This window comes from Chitinophaga caseinilytica (assembly GCF_038396765.1).
Lineage (GTDB): Bacteria > Bacteroidota > Bacteroidia > Chitinophagales > Chitinophagaceae > Chitinophaga > Chitinophaga caseinilytica.
Map to the genome: position 1 here is coordinate 4,356,001 of NZ_CP150096.1, position 20,810 is coordinate 4,376,810.

General features: G+C 54.8%; 16 protein-coding genes. 10 read left to right on the forward strand and 6 right to left on the reverse strand.

Features of this window, described 5'->3' with window-relative positions; translation table 11 throughout:
• Nucleotides 1-35 precede the first annotated feature (35 nt).
• The 4 genes from WJU22_RS17880 to WJU22_RS17895 all read right to left on the reverse strand — a co-directional run bounded on the left by WJU22_RS17880 (nucleotide 36) and on the right by WJU22_RS17895 (nucleotide 9,408).
• Nucleotides 36-5,330, reverse strand: a complete 5,295-nt coding sequence (locus WJU22_RS17880) for a fibronectin type III domain-containing protein (RefSeq protein WP_341839534.1) — start codon at nucleotides 5,328-5,330, stop codon at nucleotides 36-38.
• 13 nt (nucleotides 5,331-5,343) lie between these two features.
• Nucleotides 5,344-6,789 carry a hypothetical protein gene (locus WJU22_RS17885; RefSeq protein ID WP_341839535.1) on the reverse strand — a complete coding sequence of 482 codons (1,446 nt, stop codon included), beginning with the start codon at nucleotides 6,787-6,789 and terminating at the stop codon, nucleotides 5,344-5,346.
• 220 nt (nucleotides 6,790-7,009) lie between these two features.
• On the reverse strand, nucleotides 7,010-8,227 hold the full coding sequence (locus tag WJU22_RS17890) for an acyltransferase family protein (protein ID WP_341839536.1): 1,218 nt from the start codon (nucleotides 8,225-8,227) through the stop codon (nucleotides 7,010-7,012).
• The gene (locus tag WJU22_RS17895; protein WP_341839537.1) at nucleotides 8,224-9,408 is read right to left on the reverse strand and encodes a glycosyltransferase family 2 protein; all 1,185 of its coding nucleotides are present in this window, start codon (nucleotides 9,406-9,408) and stop codon (nucleotides 8,224-8,226) included. The genes WJU22_RS17890 and WJU22_RS17895 overlap by 4 nt, the downstream gene beginning before the upstream one ends.
• 518 nt (nucleotides 9,409-9,926) lie before the next feature.
• Here WJU22_RS17895 and WJU22_RS17900 point away from each other — a divergent pair.
• The 9 genes from WJU22_RS17900 to WJU22_RS17940 all read left to right on the forward strand — a co-directional run bounded on the left by WJU22_RS17900 (nucleotide 9,927) and on the right by WJU22_RS17940 (nucleotide 18,667).
• Nucleotides 9,927-10,313, forward strand: coding sequence for a response regulator (locus WJU22_RS17900; RefSeq protein WP_126243573.1), 387 nt, complete (start codon nucleotides 9,927-9,929; stop codon nucleotides 10,311-10,313).
• Between the two features lie 169 nt (nucleotides 10,314-10,482).
• Nucleotides 10,483-11,502 (forward strand): sugar transferase, encoded by a 1,020-nt coding sequence (locus tag WJU22_RS17905; RefSeq protein WP_341839538.1) that lies wholly within the window; start codon nucleotides 10,483-10,485, stop codon nucleotides 11,500-11,502.
• Nucleotides 11,503-11,610: 108 nt separating this feature from the next.
• Nucleotides 11,611-12,522, forward strand: coding sequence for a glycosyltransferase family 2 protein (locus WJU22_RS17910; protein ID WP_341839539.1), 912 nt, complete (start codon nucleotides 11,611-11,613; stop codon nucleotides 12,520-12,522).
• A gap of 41 nt (nucleotides 12,523-12,563) precedes the next feature.
• Nucleotides 12,564-13,589 carry an NAD-dependent epimerase/dehydratase family protein gene (locus WJU22_RS17915; protein WP_341839540.1) on the forward strand — a complete coding sequence of 342 codons (1,026 nt, stop codon included), beginning with the start codon at nucleotides 12,564-12,566 and terminating at the stop codon, nucleotides 13,587-13,589.
• Nucleotides 13,550-14,755 carry a glycosyltransferase gene (locus WJU22_RS17920; RefSeq protein ID WP_341839541.1) on the forward strand — a complete coding sequence of 402 codons (1,206 nt, stop codon included), beginning with the start codon at nucleotides 13,550-13,552 and terminating at the stop codon, nucleotides 14,753-14,755. Before WJU22_RS17915 ends, WJU22_RS17920 begins: the two co-directional genes overlap by 40 nt.
• Entirely contained in the window at nucleotides 14,730-15,494 is a 765-nt protein-coding gene (locus WJU22_RS17925) for a class I SAM-dependent methyltransferase (RefSeq protein WP_341839542.1), read from the forward strand. Before WJU22_RS17920 ends, WJU22_RS17925 begins: the two co-directional genes overlap by 26 nt.
• 6 nt (nucleotides 15,495-15,500) lie before the next feature.
• Nucleotides 15,501-16,706, forward strand: coding sequence for a glycosyltransferase family 2 protein (locus WJU22_RS17930; protein WP_341839543.1), 1,206 nt, complete (start codon nucleotides 15,501-15,503; stop codon nucleotides 16,704-16,706).
• 137 nt (nucleotides 16,707-16,843) lie between these two features.
• A complete protein-coding gene (locus WJU22_RS17935) occupies nucleotides 16,844-18,367 on the forward strand; it encodes a bifunctional GNAT family N-acetyltransferase/carbon-nitrogen hydrolase family protein (protein WP_341839544.1) in 1,524 nt (507 codons plus the stop codon).
• Between the two features lie 3 nt (nucleotides 18,368-18,370).
• The gene (locus WJU22_RS17940) at nucleotides 18,371-18,667 is read left to right on the forward strand and encodes a thiamine-binding protein (RefSeq protein ID WP_341839545.1); all 297 of its coding nucleotides are present in this window, start codon (nucleotides 18,371-18,373) and stop codon (nucleotides 18,665-18,667) included.
• 1 nt (nucleotide 18,668) lies between these two features.
• Here the strand turns inward: WJU22_RS17940 and WJU22_RS17945 are convergent, their stop codons facing one another.
• Nucleotides 18,669-19,316 carry a DUF2306 domain-containing protein gene (locus WJU22_RS17945; protein ID WP_341839546.1) on the reverse strand — a complete coding sequence of 216 codons (648 nt, stop codon included), beginning with the start codon at nucleotides 19,314-19,316 and terminating at the stop codon, nucleotides 18,669-18,671.
• Between the two features lie 120 nt (nucleotides 19,317-19,436).
• Here WJU22_RS17945 and WJU22_RS17950 point away from each other — a divergent pair, with 120 nt between their 5' ends.
• Nucleotides 19,437-19,802: a helix-turn-helix domain-containing protein gene (locus WJU22_RS17950; protein ID WP_341839547.1), complete on the forward strand. Its 366-nt coding sequence runs from the start codon at nucleotides 19,437-19,439 to the stop codon at nucleotides 19,800-19,802.
• A gap of 104 nt (nucleotides 19,803-19,906) precedes the next feature.
• On the opposite strand, the gene WJU22_RS17955 is transcribed toward WJU22_RS17950, so the two are convergent.
• The gene (locus tag WJU22_RS17955; protein WP_341839548.1) at nucleotides 19,907-20,734 is read right to left on the reverse strand and encodes a hypothetical protein; all 828 of its coding nucleotides are present in this window, start codon (nucleotides 20,732-20,734) and stop codon (nucleotides 19,907-19,909) included.
• Between the last annotated feature and the right edge of the window lie 76 nt (nucleotides 20,735-20,810).

The window sequence follows — 20,810 nt, forward strand, 5'->3', positions numbered from 1 at the left end:
GATTTTTTCGGTAATCATTTTAAAGGTTAGAATCGTTAATAATTGCTTTTAATCAATTTAGCCGAGTTGACGATTTTGCTTCCATCTACCAGTTGCAGGAGGTACAGGCCACCGGGGATGCGGCTGGAGCCCATATCGAGGAGTACGCGGTGCGTGCCTGCGGGCAGTTTGCCGAGCATCTTCGTGTGTACCGATCTGCCGGAAACGTCTGTCACATTCAGGATGAAGTTGTTTTGAGACTTGCCGTCGCTGATGATCTCTACGTTTACGTTGGAAATGAACGGATTCGGGTACGTCTTATCGATCCTTACACTGGTTTCCAGGATTTGCTCGCCTTTGTTGTTGGCAGCTTTCTGGAGAATGAGGTCCGGATCGATCTGGCTGGCTTCCGGTGTGTACGACTGGATCACCAGGGCGCCGATGTAACCGTAGATCGACTGTCCGCCGGCGGTTACCGAGATCAGGACTTCACCGTTTTGGTCGGGCGATACGTCGTTGATCTGCGTGGTCTGGTTGATGTTGTATCCAGCGTTCAGGGAAACCATTTGTCCGTTGATGGTATAGATGGAAGTACGGTCGCCCGCGCCATCGCGGCTTGCGAAGAATACGAAGTTGTATTTCTTGGCAAGGTTCAGGCCTTTGATCTTGAGCTGTCCGCTTTCGTTGATATCCACCCAGTACGTGCTGCTGATAACGTTGTCGGGATAAATACCGCTGTTGTTGCCGGTGTTCATGCCGTACGGGTTATCGCCCGTAAAGGCTTTGTGGATCACCATGGTCATACCGGTATTTTCGTTGTTATCATCCTTCAGGTTCGGGAATTCCAGGCCCTGTGCAGGAGCGGAGTTGGTGTTATTCCACGGTGCACCTGCGGGGTTGAACACGTTGAAGTTGATGTACACCGCATTGCGGAAGGTTGCCGCAGTGGCGATATTGCTGAAATCGGACTGGATGGCGGCTTTCAGCGCGCGCACCTTGTAGTAGTAACGGGTATCGATACCGAGGCCGTTATCTGTATAGGTGTTCACGTTGTTGCCTACCGTTGCGCGAAGGGTGTAGTTCACCTTGTCGGTAGAACGCCATACTTCAAACCCGGTTTCGTTGTTCGAATTGTCGAGCCAGTTCAGCTGGATGCTGGTCTTGGACTTGGCAAGTGCGGTGGCATTGCCCGGCGCGAGCGGCGTACCGTTGTCGAGGTAGTACTGGATCACTACGGAGTTGATGTAACCGTAAGCTGCACCGGTAGCCTGTTTAACGGTAAAGTCGATGTTGCCGGAAGCATCAGGGCTGATACCGTTGATCTGAACCGTGTTGCGGGTATTGTTGGCCGCGTTCAGAGTTACGGTGCTGCTGCCAACGGTGTATTCCGTGTTCTTGTTATCGTTACCCTGGCGGCTTCCGAGGAAGATCAGGTTGTAACGGTAAGTGGCATTCAGGTTGGAGATGCGGATCCTCCGGGCGGTAGCTTCACTCGTGTAATAATTGCTCGCCAGCACATTGTCGGGGTATACACCGGAGTTGTTGCCCGTTGTGGAGCCCACGGTATTGGTACCGGTGAAACCATCGAGCAGTTGGATCCGGATGCCGGACAGGGTACCGGTTTCATCGGCCAGGTTAGCGATCGCCGCATTGGCGCCGGGATACGAGTTGAAGTTGTTCCACGGAGCGTCTGCAGGCAGCGTCTGGTTGAAGTTCACATATACGGTAGTGATGTTCTTATCACGCACCTGGATGGTGAACGTCCGCGTAGAAGCACCACCATGGTTGTCGGAAGCGGTCACGTTGATGTTCGCGAAGCGGCCAACGTCTCCGGAAGACGGTACGATGCTGATGCTGCCGGTACCATCGCCATTGTCGGTCAGGGTAGCGAACGGCGGCAGGTTGGTAGAACGCAGGGTCATCACATCACCGGCATCGTCGGTCGCATGCAGCGGGATGGTGAAGGTTTCGTTGTTCTTGATGCTTACGTTGCCAATGCTGTCGAATTTCGGGTTGTTGTTGCCGGTCAGGATACCGATGGTGTCGGTGTAGCCGGAAGGACCGTGTTCATTCACAGCGCGGAGCGTATAGTAGTATTGCGTGCTGGCCACCGAAGTTGCGTCGGTGAAGCTGGTAGCGTTGGCATTGCCACCGGCGGGGTTCAGCAGGGTGAACGGACCGGCGGGTGCGGATGCACGGTATACTTCGTAGGCAGCTTCATTGAAGGCTACGTCTTTCCAGCTCAGTACCACGCCACCGGAAGACGGTGTTGCGGCGAACTGGGTCGGCTTGGCCGGAGCGTTGCCGTCGTCGTAGTTCACCTGGATCACCAGGGCGTTGATGTAGCTCCAAACGGAACCGGCGCCATTCTTCATCGTGATGAGAATTTCGTTATTCGCATCCGGTGAAATGTTATTGATGGAAACGGTGTTCTGGGTATTCTTCGCAGCCTGCAGGGAAACCGTGGTGCCGCCAACGGTGTAGTCGGTCATGCGGTTATCGGTCACATCTGCACGCGCGCCGAAGAAGGTCAGGTTGTACTTGCTGGTGGCGCTGAGACCAACCAGTTTGAACGTTTGCGCCGTAGTATTGCTCCAGTAGGCGGTCTTCATCACGTTATCTGGATACACACCGGAGTTGTTGCCGGTAGAAGTACCGAAGTAGTTCGAACCGTTGCCCAGTGCGCCCCAGTTGCTCGTTACGCGGATACCTACAGCGGTGGTGGCGCCTGAATTGTCTTTCAGGTTAGCGAACAGATCGTTCAGCACCGGTTGTTTGTTGGTATTGTTCCACGGTGCGGGGGCGGGGTAAGAACCATCGGTGAAGTTCACGAAGATCGTTCTGCTCGGGTTCACATCGTTTACGGTGATGGTGAACGATTTGGTATCGATGCCGCCTCTGCCGTCGTCCGCTTTCACGGTTACCGCATAAGTACCTGCGTCGATGAAGCCCGGTGCGAGCGCGATGCTGGCGCTGTTGCCCGAAGGCGTGAGCGTTGCGAATGCCGGCAGGCCGGTTGCGCTCCAGGTCACGGTTTCACCTGCGTTGTTATCGGTAGCGGAAAGGGCAACGTTAGCCGTAGCGTTTTCGTTCAGCGAAACGTTGGTAACAGCCCCGATCACCGGTGAGTAGTTATCGTTAACGGTCAGGTTGAAGGAGGAGTTGGTAACGCCGCCATGCTGGTCTGTTGCCGTTACGGTGATGTTGTTGTACACGCCTTCGTTGGCCTGCGTGGGGTTGAACGTCAGGGTGGCAGTGCCGCCGCTGGTGTTGAACTGGCCGAATGCAGGTACGTTGGCGGATGTGATAGTCACGGTTTCGCCGTCAGGATCGGTAGCGGTCAGCGCCAGTACCAGCTGCGTACCATAACGTACAGAGCGGTTTTCGAGCGGAGTGAGCGCCGGTGCCGTGTTCAGCGTGGCTTTGTTGGCCGTGTTGCTGAATGCGGAGCTGCCGCCTTCGTTTTTCGCCAACACCTTATAATAATAGGTCACATTGGCGAACAGGCCGGTATCGGTGTAGTTCGCCTCAGATCCTGCATTAGCAGGGATGGAGGTGAACAGGCGGAAGTTGGACGCGTCGTTGGCCGAACGGTAGAGGTCGAAAGCCGTTTCGGTAGTGGAGTTGTCGTTCCATTTCAGCTGGATGCTGCTGCCGCTGAGCGCGGTCAGTGCCAGGGCGGTCGGCGCAGCCGGGATAGCCGGCATGGCGAGCGTTTTGGCCGTCGCGTTCTTGTTCACGTACATCGAGTCGGGGATGAGGCGTTTGCTAACGCCAGGCCCTGCGTAGCTGGTCGTGAGCGACTGGCTGCCGCTTCTTTCGTAGAAAGTAACGTGGATCTGGTACTTTCCGGCGGTCAGCGATTTGCTGCCGCTCTTCTCGGTCGGGCCGTTCTGGTGGTCGTTGCTTACCACGAGGTTAGATTCGGTGAAGTTGCCGATGTACAGCTTGCTGCCGTCGTTGGAATTCGTATAGAAAGTATAGGTTCCAGTGGTCGGGATATTGATCCATCCGGAGAACTTCAGGGCAAACGCATCTTCTCTCGGCCGTACGTCCAGCGTAACGTTAGAAGTCAGACCGGTTGCAACAGGTGTCAGCGTGCTGAAGTTCGGGAGGGCAGTAATGCTGGTGGAGGTATTGTATGCGCTGTACGAGAACCCACCGGTTTCATTGGGGTGGAATCCGGACGCACCGTACTTGTTGATCGCCTGGATGCGGTAGTAGTAAGCAGTGGAAGCGTTGAGGCCGCTGTCCAGGTACGCTACTTTATTCGCAGCGGCGGTATTCACGATGCTGAACGGACCGGCAGCGCTTTCTGCACGGTAGATTTCAAAGCCGGTTTCGTTGTTGCTGCTGTCTGACCAGGTGAGCTGGATCTTGTTGTAAGACAGAGTAGTGGCTTTGATATTGCCCGGTGCTTTCGGAAGGGTGCCGCCCGGAGCGGTATTGAGGTCTTTGAAGTATTCGGCCGGGATGGTTTGCTTGGTGCTGCCAACGCCGTGTGCCGTGTTCTTCCAGGAAACGGTCATGGCTTCGCCACCGCCCTGTTCGAAGAACGCCATCGCGATCTTGTGCATACCTGCCGTGAGGAACTTGGTGCCTTCGCGGTCTTGCGTGCCGTGGAGACCGTCGTTGTTCACGAGTGCCGTGGCGGCATTGTCGTAGTCGGTATCGATCCACAGCTTGCTGCCGTCGTCGGAGTTGGTCACGAAGGTATAGTTACCGGTAACGGGAATGCGGATCTGGCCTTCCCAAACGAAACCGAACTGATCGTTGCGGTTGCGGACGCTGAGGTCGGGAATTTCGGAAATACCTGTCTTGATCGGCGTAAGGGTGTTGAAGTCGGGCAATACAGACCAGTTGCCTTCATAATAACGGTAGTTAAGGCCGTTAGCTACGGGGCGGGTGCTCACCTGGTTGCTCCTTGTAGAAGTGTTGCCGGCAAGGTCGCGGGCTTTCACCACAAAGGTGTACAGGCTGTCCGATTTCAGGTTGAACACGGTAAACTCGTCTTCCGTGGCATCTACGGTGTAAGATTTGAGGCTGTTTACGTAGATGTCGTATTTGAATACGCCTACATCGTCGTAAGACGGGCCCCAGGTCAGTTTCACCGATGTGGTGGAAGTACCCGAGATCGCGAGGTTAGACGGAGCGGACGGCGGATTGCTGTCTACCTGGGTAGTGGCCGTTGCTTCATTGCTTACTGCAGAAGCGGCGGTAGCGTTCACCGCACGCAATACGTAGTAGTATTTCGTGTTGGGGGAGAGGTTGTTGTCGGTATAAGTAACCGCGTTCTGAGCCGTGATGCCGATCAGCTGGTAATTGACGCCGGCCGAATTGGAACGGTACACTTCGTAGCCGGTTTCATTGTAAACGGCATTCGGATTGTCTGTCCAGTCGATCAGTGATCGCTGTTTTGCTGATAGCGGTGGCGGTGAGGCCGGATGCGGGTGCCGGCGGGTTGGGACCGTTGGCGGGGATGATCGTGAAAGGAGCGGACCATTCGCTGGAGCAACCGAATTTCTCGGTCACGTTCGCCTGGTATTGACCGGGCGCGTTCACCGTCTGCGTTTGTGCGGTACCGATGATAGCGGGGTCGCCTACTTTGCGCCATTGGTAAGAAGTATAGCCTTCGGGCAGGGTCAGCACCACATAGTTTTTGCCGTCTACAGCGGGGATGACTTTACTCATCAGGCCTGCGATGGAGAGCGGCGGTGTTTGGGTCGCTTCTTTCTGTTTAACAACTACGGGTGTGGGCGACCAGGGAGACCATTCGGTGCCTCTTTTGATCCTCGCATCGTAGGTGCCGAATTCAGTGGCCGTGTATTCGAAGGTGGTGGCACCTGGGATCAGGGTACCGTTTTTCCGCCACTCATAACCGTCGAAGCCCGGGGTAAGACCGAGCACAACGCTTACGGTTTCTCCGGGGCAGAATTCGTTGTGGCCGAATGCGGGCCAGGGGTTCGCTTTGTGCTGGCGGTTGATGAACGGCCAGAAGTCGGCTTCGTCCCACGCAGTGTTCCAGATACCGTGGCCACCGTTGGGATACAGGGTCATCTTGGCATTACCACCTGCATTCTGATCGGCCGTGATAACGGCTGTGGTGGTGGAAGGGTGGGGGTTGTTGTCCAGCCCGCCCTGGAAAATCCATAACGGGATGTTCTTGAAAACGTTTACCTGGTCGCGGTAGGCGATGGAGCAGCCGCTGATAGGCAGGAAACCGGCAACTTCCTTGGGATAGCGGAACATGAATTCCCATGTTTCGGTACCGCCGGCGGAAAGGCCGTTCGCGAAAATTCTGTCGGGGTCGAGCTTGTTGTTCAATTTCAGCTCGTCGAGGATCTGTTTAACAAAATCGTACTGGGGTTGACCGAAAAAGCCGGTAGTGCTTTGCGGAACAAGGATGAATCCATCGAACTTACCATTGTCGACAGCAGCACAGAATTTGCCGCCACCATGGTACAGGGAATACTCGTTGTCATAAATGCCACCACCTTCACCACGGCCATGCCAGAAGATGAAAATGGGGTATTTCTTACCATCACTGACACCGTGTTGGTAAGATTTGGGGAATTTCAGGCGGAAGGGCATCCCACTCAGGTAGTAGCATTTGTAGGAATCCTTGTTCGAGAAATTCACGGAAGAGCGGACGGTGCGCACCCATTTGGAAATGGTGCCCCAGGTCGGCGTTTCCGGAGGATCGTTGGGGTTGTAGGTAATCACCGGGTCAGCGGGATTAAATACCTGTGCCGAACCGGGAAATGCAAATCCCAGCAGGCAAGCTAATAGTAACAGGTAAAATTGTCGCATATGGTAAGTGTTTCAGTATGTTCAATTTGAAACTTACCCAGCAAATGAATGGACAGTCATTAATTTTTCAGCCTACTCAATCACTGAGCGGCTTTTCGAAGGAAAACGGTTAAAAAAAGTGGAGGTTTTTTGAGAGGATAAGGTTGGGGCTTTAATTCAGGATGTAAAACTAGGAAATATTTCCATTATTACAAATATTTTAAGCGCATTAACAAATGATTTAAGTTGCAGGCTGGCGGCCGTGTACGTCGCTTTTCGGCAAAGACCCCACTGCGGGCCGTTTGCGGGGGCCATGCAGGTAAAAGCCGATTTTCGTGTACCGCACCCACCACTGATAGGTAGCCAGGCTTACCGCGATGGTTACCCCAAGCGCGATGGCATATTTGGCCGGGCCCCAGAAATCGAAGCGGCCGATATACATCTGCACCGCGCCCAAGAGCCCCACATGCACCAGGTACACCCAGTAAGAGGCGTCTGAAAGGTACCGCACGGCCGGCCGTTCGGCGTTTACCCAGCGCAGAAAGACTCCGGCCACGCCCGTTACCAGGCATATCGTAGCCGTAGTAACCCCGGCCTGCAGCAACGCCCTGTTCACCTCCGGCGCTTCCGGCGCGATCTTCACCCATCCCACGACCGATCCTACCACCACGCCCGCCAGCGTAAACGGCAGCGCGTAGCGTTTCAGCAATGGGAAAATCCGACGCATATGGTGGTGCAGCACCCATCCCGCCAAAAAGAAAATCCCGTAATACGTCAGGAAAGAAACTTTAGGCATCAGCCCCGGCGCATACTCTACGAACGGCGACGAAAACATCCACAGGCTCACGTAACTGCCACATGCCATCAACACGAGGATCCCGCCGGGCGAAAAATCGCCATGGAAGAACTTCAACGGCAGCAACCGCTTCGCAGCATCGCTGCCTATCACTTTGTAGGCCACGAGCCCCACGGCATACAGGATCGACAGATAATACAGGAACCACAGGTGCAGCGGCCCCCTCCAGGTAAAAATATCCTTCAGCACGGCCGAAACCGTTGCCCCATTCCAGGGCAACCCCGCTTCCGACACGCGCGCCACCGCCGCAGGCAGGTAGGTGAGCGGCAGTATCGTGAAAAGGCCCACCACGAACGGAATGAGTATCCGCTGCGCGCGATGGCGGATAAACGGCCGGGGACCGATCTTCAGGAACAACAGCCGGAAAAAGAACCCCGCTATGACGTAGAACAGCTGCATCCGGAAAATATGGATGAAGAAGAAAATATAGTCGTACGAAATGTCGGTATAATACGGATCATGGTACAACCCTTCGAAATGATCGTACGTGTAGGGCATGGCCGCATGCAGCCCCACGCCGAGGAACATCGCCAATGCACGGAGCGCGTCCATGCTGGAAATACGGCCTTGGCCGGAAGGTGCTGTATGGGGTGCCTGACTCATGAATTTTGCAGTGTTGGGGCGCGTACCGCTTTGTCCCACGCGGCTTGCTGTTTTTTACGGATAAATCGGAAAAATCCTTCGTAAATGGACACATTCATGAACACAAAATAAAACGGCACGTAGGCCGGTTTGAATTTGATATCGCGCATAGCCAGCGCCCAGCCCGTTAAAGCCGCCGCGTAAAAAACGCACTGCGCCGCCAATAGTATCGAGTATATGCCTCCATAACCCGCCAGCACGAGCCAGATGTTGGTGATGAGCGCCACCGGAAGGCTCAGGGGCGCCAGCGTCCACCGCAGCACGCGGTGGCCCAGGTACTGGAACGTCAGCACCGGGTGCCGGAAGAAATTCAGCAATCCGGCGAGCCGGCTGATCGCCTGGAACCCGCCCGCACTGATCCGCACCTTCCGCTTATGCTCTTCGCCGATGCCGGCCGAAGGGCTTTCCATCGCGTAGGCATCCGGCGCATAGGCGATCCGGTAACCTTCGGCGCAGATCCGGAGGGAAATGATAAAATCGTCGAGCACCACGTCTTTCTCAACGGGCCGGTACAATTCCGTTCGCACGGAAAACAGTTCGCCCGCAGCGCCCACCACACTGAAAAGTTCCGCATCCAGCCGCTTGAGCAGCGATTCGTATTTCCAGTAAATGCCCTCCGCGTTCTCCGCTCCGCCTTCCCCCGCGATCACTTTCTTTTCGCCTGCCACGCCGCCGCACCGGGGATCCTGGTAATGGCGGACGATACATTTCACCGCCTGATCGTTCAATAACGTGTTGGCGTCGCAGAAAATAACGATGGGCGTCTGCACCTGCTGCATCGCACGGTTCAGTGCGGCCGTTTTGCCCAGGCGCGCCGGTTCGTGCATCAACCGAACGGAAGGGTAGGAGCCCACGATCGCATCGGTACCATCCGTGCTGCCGTCGGTGATAAATAATATATGCAGTTTCCCTTCGGGATAATCGAGGGCAAGCGTATTGGCGATTTTTTCGCGGATGAAACCGGCCTCATTATAGGCGGCCACGACAAGCGTAGTTTCCGGGAAATAGCCGTCGGGCAAGGGTTTGGGACGGCGGAAGAGGCGCTTCAGCCGCACCGCTGCGGCCACGACTATCCCGTAACCCAAATAACTGAAGAACAGGATAAAAAGACTGAGAAACAATATGACTTTAATGGTGATCATCTGGTTTGGGGGTCATTTCAGCTGCCAAATTATATAACAATCCTGATATTCAATTCAGGATTACGGTCGTCCACTTACTTAAATTCATCGTTTACTATCGATAATCTGTATTTCACGAGAAAAAAGCATGCATTCGCAAATTTCAGATATTATTTTTTTTGGGGTGACGTACTTTTGCACCAGTACAGAGAACGAAAGTAATGTTCCTTGTTTGCCGACCTCTTTTCAAATCTAATGTGAAAAATTTTATTTGCGCGATTTGAAAATAAACTTATAATTTTACTTCAGCTTTTGTACGACCCTATAATTCTAACCATTCCTCTGAGTAATTCCTGCAATAATTTAACCTCCGGTACCGCAGTGCCAGCGCATCGCGTTGCATTATAACTGCAATAGTTCCGGAATCCTGACCAAATCCTCCCTGGAAAATCAAAGATGACCACGCGGGGCTACATGCCTTTTGCCTGTTCGCCGCAGTGGAAGAAAACTAAATCTTTATTTTCTAAACGTAGGAAACAATGAAGAAGACTATACTCGTAGTAGACGATAGCGTGCATATCAGAATGTTGCTGGAAGCCATGTTGCAGCATAAATATAAAGTGTATACGGCGGAAGACGGACTGAGCGCCCTCATGTGGCTCGCAGCCGGCAACACACCGGACATTATCATCACCGACATCCAGATGCCGCGGCTGGACGGCTGGGAGCTGATCAGCAACCTGAACAGCAACCTGCTTTTCAACGACATCCCCGTGATGGTGCTCACCGGCATTTCATTGCACGATGTCAATTTTGTTCACCCGAACGTGGTTCACGTCATCAACAAACCTTTCGACCCGCGTGATCTTATAGAGAAGATCGGGCATCAGCTCAGCCGACAGCTGCCCATGGCCGCGAACGGATGAAACGCATCCGCGCTCATACCGCTATTAGCTATTGAATAACACCTATAATCCGAACATGATGATTCACCATTTGTCATTACCCCTAAAAAAAGAAGTTACGACCAAGGTAGTACCCCTGGCTGCGAGCGCGGCAAGGTCCTGGGCGCTTTGTATAGGCGATCCGGGATTCATGCAGCGCATGCAGCCAGACAGGCCCGACCGGCTCCTGGTTGTCAGCAGCATTCATTCCGCCGCGAAAATACTGCGGGACCAGCTGCCGATGGATGTGAAGCCGTCATATATCATTTGCAACATCAGCTCCACGGGCAGGCCCGCGGAACTGGTAAAGCAGATCCGCTCCCTCGATGCGCTGGCAGACGTGCCCATGTTCGGATATGTGCAACAGCTTACGCCGGAACTCCGCCAGCAGATCCGTTCCGCCGGCGGCATCGATAACCTGGTAACGGCCGAAACTTCGGTCGATGAATTCATTTCCATCCGCGACCAGGCCATCCGTCTCCGCTCGCTCGCTACAAAGCCCGCGCAGACCACCGGCGATATCAAGCCCCGCAGGGCCCCTTCCGCCTACGTTAACCATTATGTAAAAAGAGGGATCGACATCCTCGCCGCAGGGACCGGGCTGCTTATTCTCAGCCCACTGCTGCTGCTCATCGCCGCGCTTATCAAACTGGAATCGAAAGGGCCCGTTTTCTATATCTCCCGACGCGCCGGCCAGCGTTACCGCATCTTCAACTTCTACAAGTTCAGGACAATGGTCAACGACGCCGACCAACAGGTGAAGAACATGGCCCATCTCAACCAGTACGATACCGGCGATAAAGGCCCCGTGTTCTTCAAGATCAGCAACGATCCCCGCGTAACCCGCCTCGGCAGCTTCCTGCGCAATTCCAGCCTCGACGAAATCCCCCAATTGCTGAACGTACTGCTGGGACATATGTCGCTGGTCGGCAACAGGCCCTTGCCGCTCTACGAAGCCGCATCGCTCACTACCGACAGCTATTGCGGAAGGTTCATGGCGCCAGCGGGGCTCACCGGGCTCTGGCAGGTGAAGAAACGGGGGAAGAAAGATATGAGCGTGGAAGAAAGGATCAAACTGGATATCGAGTACGCCCAGAAGCATACCGTGCTGTTCGACATGTGGATCCTGGCCAGCACGCCCAATGCGCTCCTTCAGAAAGACAACGTATAATTAATATATAGTACAACCGGGCCTGCCCGGATATCAAATACCCCACCGGAAAAGGATTCCGGGTACCGAATCACCGAACAACACCGAATGAAACAGAATTTACCAGATATGGAACAGCTGAAAACAGCGCCCCTGGTTTCGATCATCGCATTGAACTTTAACCAGACGGCCGTTACATGTGAGTTCCTGGAATCGACGAAGCAACTGACGTACCCAAATTTCGAGACCATCGTCATCGATAACGGTTCCAAAGTAGATCCCACAGCCCAGATCGAAGCCGGGAACTATCCCAATTTAAAGCTTATCATCAGTCCCGAAAACCTCGGTTTCACCGGCGGTAACAACCTCGGCATCGAGCACGCCAAAGGTGAGTTCGTGTTTATTGTGAACAACGACACCGAAGTAACGCCCGACCTGTTGCAACACCTCCTCGCACCGTTCGAAGCCGATCCGAACATCGGCGTCGTATGCCCGAAAATCCGTTTCTGGCATCATCCCAACGTGATCCAGTACGCCGGTTTCCATAAGATGAACCTGCTGACCGGGCGCACCTGGGCCGTAGGCAGCAAGGAGGAAGACAACGGCCAGCACAACACTTCCGGCCCCACCTGGTGCGCGCACGGTGCCGCCATGATGGTAAAGCGCGAAGTGATCGAGAAAGTAGGGCGCTTCGCGGAGAAATTCTTCATCTACTACGAAGAATCCGACTGGTCGGCCCGCATCCTCCGCGCCGGGTATAAAATCTATTACAATGCCGACGGACTGATCTTCCACAAGGAATCCATCACCATGGGAAAGGAAAGCCCGATCAAGGTATACTACATGACGCGCAACCGCATCCTGTACATGCGCCGCAACACGTCGAAACGGCAGCTCGCCGCTTTCTACCTGTTCTTCGGTTGCCTGACCTTCCCGAAATCGGTGCTGAAATACACGCTGAAAGGCAAATTCGATCATCTCGGATCATTCCTGCGCGGCACTTTCTGGAACCTGACGCAATCCAAATATTCCCCCGTTTAATACACACATCACCCGTTTAATCAATAAAAAAAGTTCAAAACATGTCTAAAATTACTTCACTGGTTACCGGCGGCGCCGGATTTATCGGATCACACGTAGTACGCCATTGCCTCGAATTAGGGCATGAAGTGGTAGTGCTCGACGATCTCAGCGGCGGCTTCGAAGACCACATTCCCGCAGGCGCCCGCTTCGTGCAGGGCTCCATCACCGACGATCAGCTCGTGACGAGCCTTTTCGAAGAATACAAATTCACTTACGTATACCACCTGGCCGCTTATGCCGCAGAAGGCCTGTCGCATTTCATCCGCCGTTTCAACTACAACAACAACCTCGTTGGCAGTATCAACCTCATCAACGAATCGATCAAGCATAAAGTGAAATGCTTCGTCTTTACCTCGTCTATCGCCGTTTATGGCGCCGGACAGCTGCCCATGCGAGAAGATATGACCCCCATGCCCGAGGACCCCTACGGCGTTTCCAAATACGCTGTGGAGCTGGACCTGAAAGCCGCCCACGAAATGTTCGGCCTCAATTACGTAGTATTCCGCCCGCATAACGTATATGGCGAAAACCAGAACATCGGCGACAAATACCGTAATGTGATCGGCATCTTCATGAACCAGATCATGCAGGGCCAGCAGCTCACCATCTTCGGCGATGGCGAACAAACGCGCGCTTTCAGCTATATCGACGACGTGGCCATCCCCATCGCGCATAGCGTGAACACGCCCGCATCCTACAACCAGGTGTTCAACATCGGTGCAGACAAGCCCTACACCGTGAACGAACTGGCGAAAGTAGTAGGCGCCTGCTTCGGCGTGGAGCCCAGCATCAATTACCTGGCCGCACGCAACGAAGTGATGCATGCCTATTCCGACCACACGAAAGCACACGCCGTTTTCGGCGCCGGTTCGGGCGTATCGCTCGATGAAGGCATCCGCCGGATGGCAGAATGGGCGAAAGTGGTAGGCGCGCGCAAAAGCAAGGAATTCGAGAACATCGAGATATACGAGAAACTTCCGCAGGGTTGGGAAAAAGCTGCCCGTCCCGCGACTATTCCCGCGTGATGGACCAGCACCGCAAAATACGCGTTCTGCAGGCCATCCGCCAGGGCTTGATCGGTGGGGGAGAGTCGCACGTGCTGAGCCTCGTCTCCGCGCTCGACCGCGACCGTTTCGACCCCGTGGTGCTTTCCTTCACGGAAGGCCCCATGATCGACCGGCTCCGCGAAATGGGCGTCAGCCACCACGTCATCCCGTCTACCCGCGCCTTCGATCCTTCCACCTGGAAAACGGTGAAGAAGCTGATCGAAGACGAAGGGATCGACATCGTGCATGCCCATGGTTCCCGCGCAGCCAGCAACCTGCTGCTGCCGGTGAAGTGGAGTAAACGGCCCATGATCTATACGATCCACGGCTGGTCTTTCCACGACGATCAACCCCGGGTGCAAAAGCAACTGCGGATCTGGTCGGAACGGTTGCTCACATCCGCCTCCGCCGCCAACATCGCCGTATCTGCCTCCAACCGCGATACCGGTACGAAACATTTCTCCGGATTCAAAGCCGATGTGGTGAACAACGGCATCGACCGGCGGATTTTCGACCCCTCGCGCCAGTTCCCCGACGTACGGAAGGAACTGGGCATTTCGCCCGATAAAACCGTGGTGGGCTTCATCGCCAGGATGACTTTGCAGAAAGATCCGCAAACGCTCGTCCTCGCATTCGCCGAGCTCCTCCGCACGCAGCGCGACATCGTGCTGCTCATGGTGGGCGACGGCGAGCTGAAAGAGGAAGTGGTGGAACTGGCACGGTCGCTGGGCATCGAACATTCCATCGTGTTCCAGCCGTTCCGTACGGATGTTCCGGCGCTCCTCCAGGCAATGGACATCTACTGCCTGCCTTCGCTCTGGGAAGGGCTGCCGATCGGCCTGCTCGAAGCCATGGCCATGGGTAAAGCGGTGGTGGCAACGGCCACGGACGGCACGAAGGAAATCGTCCGCCACGGCGGCAACGGCGTCATCGTTCCGGAAAAGAACCCGGCTGCATTGGCGGCCGCGCTGGCGACCCTGCACCTCAACCCGGAAAACAGGAATTTCCTGCAGCGGGCGGCCAGGGCCACCATCGAAGACCGGTTCAGCCAGGAAAGCATGGCGCGGCAGATCGAAGACATCTATCTCCGTATCGTTTCAAGACAACCAAGCAAACAACATGAGCGAAATAACGCAAGAATATAACAGGGCTGCCGACCAGAAAAGGTTACAGTTCATCACAGACGCGGTCTCGTCGAGGTTTGCGCCGGGCGCAAGTATCCTCGACGTAGGCTGCGGCAACGGGGTCATCAGCCGCCATCTCGGCGGAAAGGGATTCCAGGTGCTGGGGATCGACGTCAGCCCGCAAAGCATTGCGCGGGCCAATGAGCTCAATCAAAATGCCAACACCCGTTTCGAAGTGAAAAGCGCGGAAGAGCTCGTAGCCTCTGGCGCATTATTCGATGTAGTCATCTGCAGCGAAGTGCTGGAACACCTCCAGGACCCGGACGCCCTGCTCCGCGTGCTGTACCAGTCGCTCAAAGACGACGGTATCCTCGTCGTGACCGTTCCCAACGGCAACGGGCCGCGGGAGCTCCTCGTGACCCGCCCGGTGCTGGCCATGCGCGAAAGCAACGGCTGGGCATGGAAGCTCATCGTCAAATTGAAAAAATCGATGGGGTATTCCGGCACCACCGTCCAATCTGCCGCTGACAATCTCGACCACGTGCAGTTCTTTTCACGGAACGATCTGCAGCGCATGTCTGCCGGCAACCGGTTCCGCATCGTACGTTTCGGCAAGGCTAATTTCCTGGAGGACGTGTTTCCGTTCTCTTTCATCACCAAAAAACTGCCAGCGCTCCAGCGGCTCGACTGCAAGATCGCGGACCTGCTGCCGGCGGGCATGACCGGTGGATTTTTTACCGTTTGGGAAAAGCATAAATAATCGGGTATGGCGAATGTTCTTTACTATGCATGGCTGGCCGTGCAGGCGGTGCTGGCGCTGTACGTGCTGCAACCCCTCATCCTGCTGCTGATATTCGGCCACAAACGGGCCTTCAGGGCTGTTGGGGGAGAACGGAAGGAGGTTGCGCCCGTGGAAGATAAGCCCCGTTCTTTCGGCATCGTGGTAACGGCGCACAAGAACCTGGAGCTCATTCCGCCACTGGTGGATTCTGCGCTGAAACAGACGTACCCCCATTTCGTGGTGTACGTGGTGGCAGACGCCTGCGAGAAAACCGATATCGGGATTGCACACCCGCAGGTGAAAGTGCTGGTGCCGGCCACGCATCTCAACGCAAAGATCCGTTCCATCGATTTCGCCATCCAGCAGTTCGAAACGGAACACGATGTGATCGTGATCCTCGATGCAGACAACCTCCTGCATCCTTCGTACCTGGAAGTATTGAACGGTCATTTCGCGAAAGGGCACCGGGCCGTGCAAACCAATATGCTGGCGAAGAATACCGACAGCGCCTATGCCTGTCTTGATGCGGCGGGGAACTATTTCTACAACTTCATCGACCGCAGGATGCGCATGGAACTGGGCTGCTCCGCCAACATCTGGGGGCTGGGCATCGCCATGGAACTATCGCTGTATAAAAGCATCATTTACCGGAACTTCCTGGGCGGGTTCGATAAAAAGATTCAGGCCGACATCGTGAAGCAAATCCCACTACTGGCTTACGCCGAAGACGCGAAGGTGTACGATGAGAAGATCGATTCCGGGGAAGCGATGGAGCGCCAGCGCACCCGCTGGATCAACGCTTACTTCAAATATTTCGCATATGGATGGGACGTGTTCAGTACCGGCCTCCGGCGCATGAGCCCCAATCTCATCTATTTCGGCATCAACCTGCTCCGGCCGCCGTTGTTCATGCAGATCGGCGCAGCTTTGCTTATGGTGGTGGTGAATTTCTGGATCGATCCCGTGTTCTCCATCGTGTGGCTCGCCATCCTGGCGCAGTTCCCCATTACGTTCTTCGCCATCGTGGCGGTCATGAGCCGCGATAAACGGATCATTGCGTCGCTGGTTTGGCTGCCCGCGGTTTTCCTCCGCCAGGTGAAAGCGATGTTCCAGATACGGAAAGCGAATAAGAGCTTTCTGCAAACCTCCAACAGCAAGCGCATCTATATCGAAGACGTGCTCCGGCAATAAGTTTTTTTAATTCACGGGTGTATTACAGGCCTTGCTTGCCTGTGGGTCCGTCTGCGGGTTTGAACTTCCCGTGACGGGCCCAATCTTTTTTAGTGCCAAAAACGTTAATTTGTGTAAATAACCCAAAATAGCGGAAAATGGCAGAAGAAACGATCGATATCAGGCAACTGACGGCGGATGATTACCGCGACCTTAAAGAATCCATGATGAGCGCGTATGCAGACATGCCCGGCAGCTATTGGCGCGAAGGCACCATCCAGCGGCTCATACAGCTCTTTCCCGACGGACAGATCGCCGTGACCGTAAACGGGAAAGTGGTGGGATGCGCGCTTTCCATCATCGTGGATTACGAGAAATTCGGGGACGACCACACCTACGAACAGATCACGGGCTATTATACTTTCAGCACCCATAACCCGAAGGGCGACACGCTGTACGGCATCGAAGTGTTCGTGCACCCCGATTATCGCGGGAAACGCCTCGCCCGGAGGCTCTACGATGCGCGGAAAGCCCTTTGCGAAAACCTCAACCTCGAAGGCATCGTGGCCGGCGGGCGCATTCCCAACTACGAAAAGTACGCCGACCGCCTGAATCCGCGCCAGTACCTCGAAAAGGTGCAGGACAAGGAAATCTACGATCCCACGCTCACCTTCCAGTTCAGCAACGATTTCATCGTCAAGAAAATATTACGGAACTACCTCCCGAACGACACCTCCTCCAAAGGCTTCGCCACGCTGCTGCAGTGGTTCAATATCTATTATGAAAAAGACCGCGACACCATCCGCTACAACAAATCCACCGTGCGGATCGGACTCGTGCAATGGCAGATGCGGACTTACGGGAACATGGACGGCCTCCTGCAGCAAGTGGAGTTTTTCGTGGACGCCGTGAGCGATTACGAAGCGGATTTCGTCGTGTTCCCGGAATTTTTCAATGCGCCCCTCATGATCGAGTTCAACCAGCTCGATCCCGCAGCGGCCATCCGTGGACTGGCAAAATATACCGAGCCCCTGCGCGAGAAATTCTCCGAATTCGCCGTGAGCTACAACGTCAATATCATCACCGGCAGCATGCCCATCGTGATCGACGACCTGCTGTACAATATCAGCTACCTCTGCCGCCGCGACGGTACCTGGGAATCTTTCCGAAAAATCCATCCCACGCCCAGCGAAGTATATAGCTGGGGCATGAAGGGCGGGAACGAAGTAAAGGTGTTCGATACGGATTGCGGGAAGATCGGGATCCTCATCTGCTATGACGTCGAATTCCCGGAACTGGGGCGGATCCTGGCGGGACAGGGGATGCAAATCCTCTTCGTTCCCTTCCTCACCGATACGCAAAACGGCTACAACCGCGTGCGCTTCTGCGCGCAGGCCCGTGCTATCGAAAACGAATGCTACGTGGCCATCGCCGGGTGCGTGGGCAACCTTCCCCGCGTCAACAATATGGACCTGCAATACGCACAGTCTGCGGTGCTTACGCCTTCAGACTTCGCATTTCCCGTTACCGGCGTTAAGGCCGATGCCACGCCCAATACGGAAATGATCGTGGTGGCGGATGTAGACCTCGTACTGCTGAAAGAACTGCATGCATTTGGAAGCGTCCAGAATCTGAAGGATATTCGCAAAGATTTATACGAAGTGATCACCCGGAAAAAATAAACCATGCATCAGCATCATGTGAACCTGGCCCTGCAAATCGTACCGCAGGTAGCCTCGGAGAAAGTATACGCGGTAGTGGACGAAGCCATCTCCATCATCCAGCAGAGCGGCCTGAAATACCGCGTTTGTCCGTTCGAAACCGTTATGGAAGGCCCTTACGACCAGGTGATGGAAGTGGTGCGCCTGGCCCAGGAAGCCTGTTTCAAAGCCGGGGCGGGCCAATTGCTGGTCTACGTTAAAATCCAGAATAACCAGGAACGGTCGGTCACGATCGAAGACAAAACCGGGAAATACGATTAAATCACTTTTTCCCTTTCGACCTGCCCGTGCGGATGATCTCATACGCATACAGCGGAACGGCCCATCCCATCCAGAACATCGGGACAGACACCTCCTCGAAACTGCCCAGTTGCTGCACGTAAGGTATTTTCAGCGCAAACCCAGACACCAGGAACGCCACGGTCACTACGTAGCTTCTCATCATCCATTCCCTGTGCAGCTTGAATTGGCGGCGAAAGGCCGTCCACCAGGCGATGAAGGTAGCGCTGATCCATACGCTGGCCCAGATCTGGAGGGTAAATGAATATCCCCAGCTGATGCTGCGCGCCGTGGTGGAAGCCAATATGAGTGCCGACAGACTGCTGACGAGGACGGCGAGGAGATATAAATAGCCGATGACGCGGTGAAGTTTCCAGCTGAAGTTGCGCAACTTGGGCCAGAACTGGACGATCCCCGAAATGAGGGCGCCGCCGCCTGCGGTGATATGGGCGATGAGAAACCAGCGGTAATCGTAATATCTGCCCAGCGCGTCCGGCGTCATCCGGAGGTAATGTTCGGCCCCGTGCATGAAGAGCCAGGTCATAAAAAATACCCCGATCCAGATCATAAAGGGCAATACATCTTTGTAACTCACCGTAAAATGCGCACCTGCGCCGATTCCTTTTTCCATGTCGATAATTTTTCTACGGCACAAAGATCACGGGAAACAGGAGGGGAGTCAATAACCGATAAAAGATTCGGTATACCCGCGGCAACGGCGTTGCGAAGAATGGCGTAAATTTATAAGGCTATGTATACGAGAAAAATCGAAGAAGACCTCGACTGCGGCCTCTACCTGGCCATGAAAGTACTGGGCGGCAAATGGAAATGCTGCATCCTGGACGCCATCCACCGCGGCATGACCCGGCCGAGCCTCATCACCAAATACATCCGGGAAGCCTCGCAGCGCGTCATCGAAATGCAGTTGGCGGAATTGCTGCAGTTTGGTGTCGTGGAAAAAACCGTTGAAAATGAATTGGCCTATCCGAAAAAGTCTGAATACCGCCTCACCGCACTGGGCGAAAGTCTCCTGCCGATCCTCTCGCAGATCGACGGATGGGGGCTTCGCCATGCAGATATCATTAAGGAACGGTTATCTGAACCTGAAGTGAATTAACCCACTTTCCCCGGATATTACTGCAAAAAAGATGGCGCGATAGCCGAAGCGGGCCTTTTGCTCCGTTCGATATCGCGCCGGGAATTCCAATTTTCCGATCATATTTATTCGTATTCGTACACAGCCGTCGCAGAAACATCACCGGCATCTTTCTCTATGCCCGAAACCGGGTAGCCCTGCGCGTCGTATTTGTATTCATACACCGTAACGATTTCCGCATTAACCTGCTTGCTGCGCATGGCCATGGAAGTCATGTCGTTGGCGGATTGCAGGAAGAAAAGCGCGGTGGGGTGAAGTAGCGGCTGGCGCATCCCTGCAAAGGGGCTCGATTTCCTGCCGTACGTCAAACTTGTAACGCCCGCCGTATCTTTCCCGTTAGCCGCCATGGAAGCGATGTAGGTAAGGTTGTCGCCATCGTAACGGTACACCTGGTAGGAGTTTTCAGACGGGTCTTCCGTATTCGTTTTTCGGATGGAGGTCACTTTTCCGTTCTGCATGCCGATGGTCCACGTAGCGGTGCTTCCGGCTTCCGTTTCCCCTTCTTCGAAAACCTGTTCGGCCCCGGTGGCGCCGGTACCGGAATAGGTGTAGCTGATGACGTGGCGGCGGCCGTCGTGCCAGTATGTCAATTTCGTTAACCGGCCGTTGCCGTCGTACTCGAATTGCTGACCGCCTTGCTCGTCGCCCGCTTTGTTGACGGCCGTGAGGCGATGTGCGGCATCATAACTGAACGTGAGCACTTCGGGCTCATCACCGGCAAGGGTGCGGGTGTATTTCCTGAGATATTTGACGGGAGCGGAGGCAACAGGCGCTTCGGACGCGGTTTGCAGCGCGGTGGAGTCGCCATGGGAGGATGCGCCGCCGCTTTGCTGGCAGGAAAGGCAGAAAAGGCCGGATGCGGCCAGCGTTAACAGGAATGTCATGTTCTTCATTGCATGTTATTTAGATGGGATGATCACAAATTTGGTGAATTCCCGCCCCATGCACCAGCGCCTGTCAGCGAAAGGT

Coding starts and splice junctions, on each gene's coding strand:
- WJU22_RS17885 (WP_341839535.1), bottom strand. CDS start 6,789: ATGCGACAATTTTACCTGTTACTATTAGCTTGCCTGCTGGGATTTGCA.
- WJU22_RS17890 (WP_341839536.1), bottom strand. CDS start 8,227: ATGAGTCAGGCACCCCATACAGCACCTTCCGGCCAAGGCCGTATTTCC.
- WJU22_RS17895 (WP_341839537.1), bottom strand. CDS start 9,408: ATGATCACCATTAAAGTCATATTGTTTCTCAGTCTTTTTATCCTGTTC.
- WJU22_RS17900 (WP_126243573.1), top strand. CDS start 9,927: ATGAAGAAGACTATACTCGTAGTAGACGATAGCGTGCATATCAGAATG.
- WJU22_RS17905 (WP_341839538.1), top strand. CDS start 10,483: ATGCAGCGCATGCAGCCAGACAGGCCCGACCGGCTCCTGGTTGTCAGC.
- WJU22_RS17910 (WP_341839539.1), top strand. CDS start 11,611: ATGGAACAGCTGAAAACAGCGCCCCTGGTTTCGATCATCGCATTGAAC.
- WJU22_RS17915 (WP_341839540.1), top strand. CDS start 12,564: ATGTCTAAAATTACTTCACTGGTTACCGGCGGCGCCGGATTTATCGGA.
- WJU22_RS17925 (WP_341839542.1), top strand. CDS start 14,730: ATGAGCGAAATAACGCAAGAATATAACAGGGCTGCCGACCAGAAAAGG.
- WJU22_RS17930 (WP_341839543.1), top strand. CDS start 15,501: ATGGCGAATGTTCTTTACTATGCATGGCTGGCCGTGCAGGCGGTGCTG.
- WJU22_RS17935 (WP_341839544.1), top strand. CDS start 16,844: ATGGCAGAAGAAACGATCGATATCAGGCAACTGACGGCGGATGATTAC.
- WJU22_RS17940 (WP_341839545.1), top strand. CDS start 18,371: ATGCATCAGCATCATGTGAACCTGGCCCTGCAAATCGTACCGCAGGTA.
- WJU22_RS17945 (WP_341839546.1), bottom strand. CDS start 19,316: ATGGAAAAAGGAATCGGCGCAGGTGCGCATTTTACGGTGAGTTACAAA.
- WJU22_RS17950 (WP_341839547.1), top strand. CDS start 19,437: ATGTATACGAGAAAAATCGAAGAAGACCTCGACTGCGGCCTCTACCTG.
- WJU22_RS17955 (WP_341839548.1), bottom strand. CDS start 20,734: ATGAAGAACATGACATTCCTGTTAACGCTGGCCGCATCCGGCCTTTTC.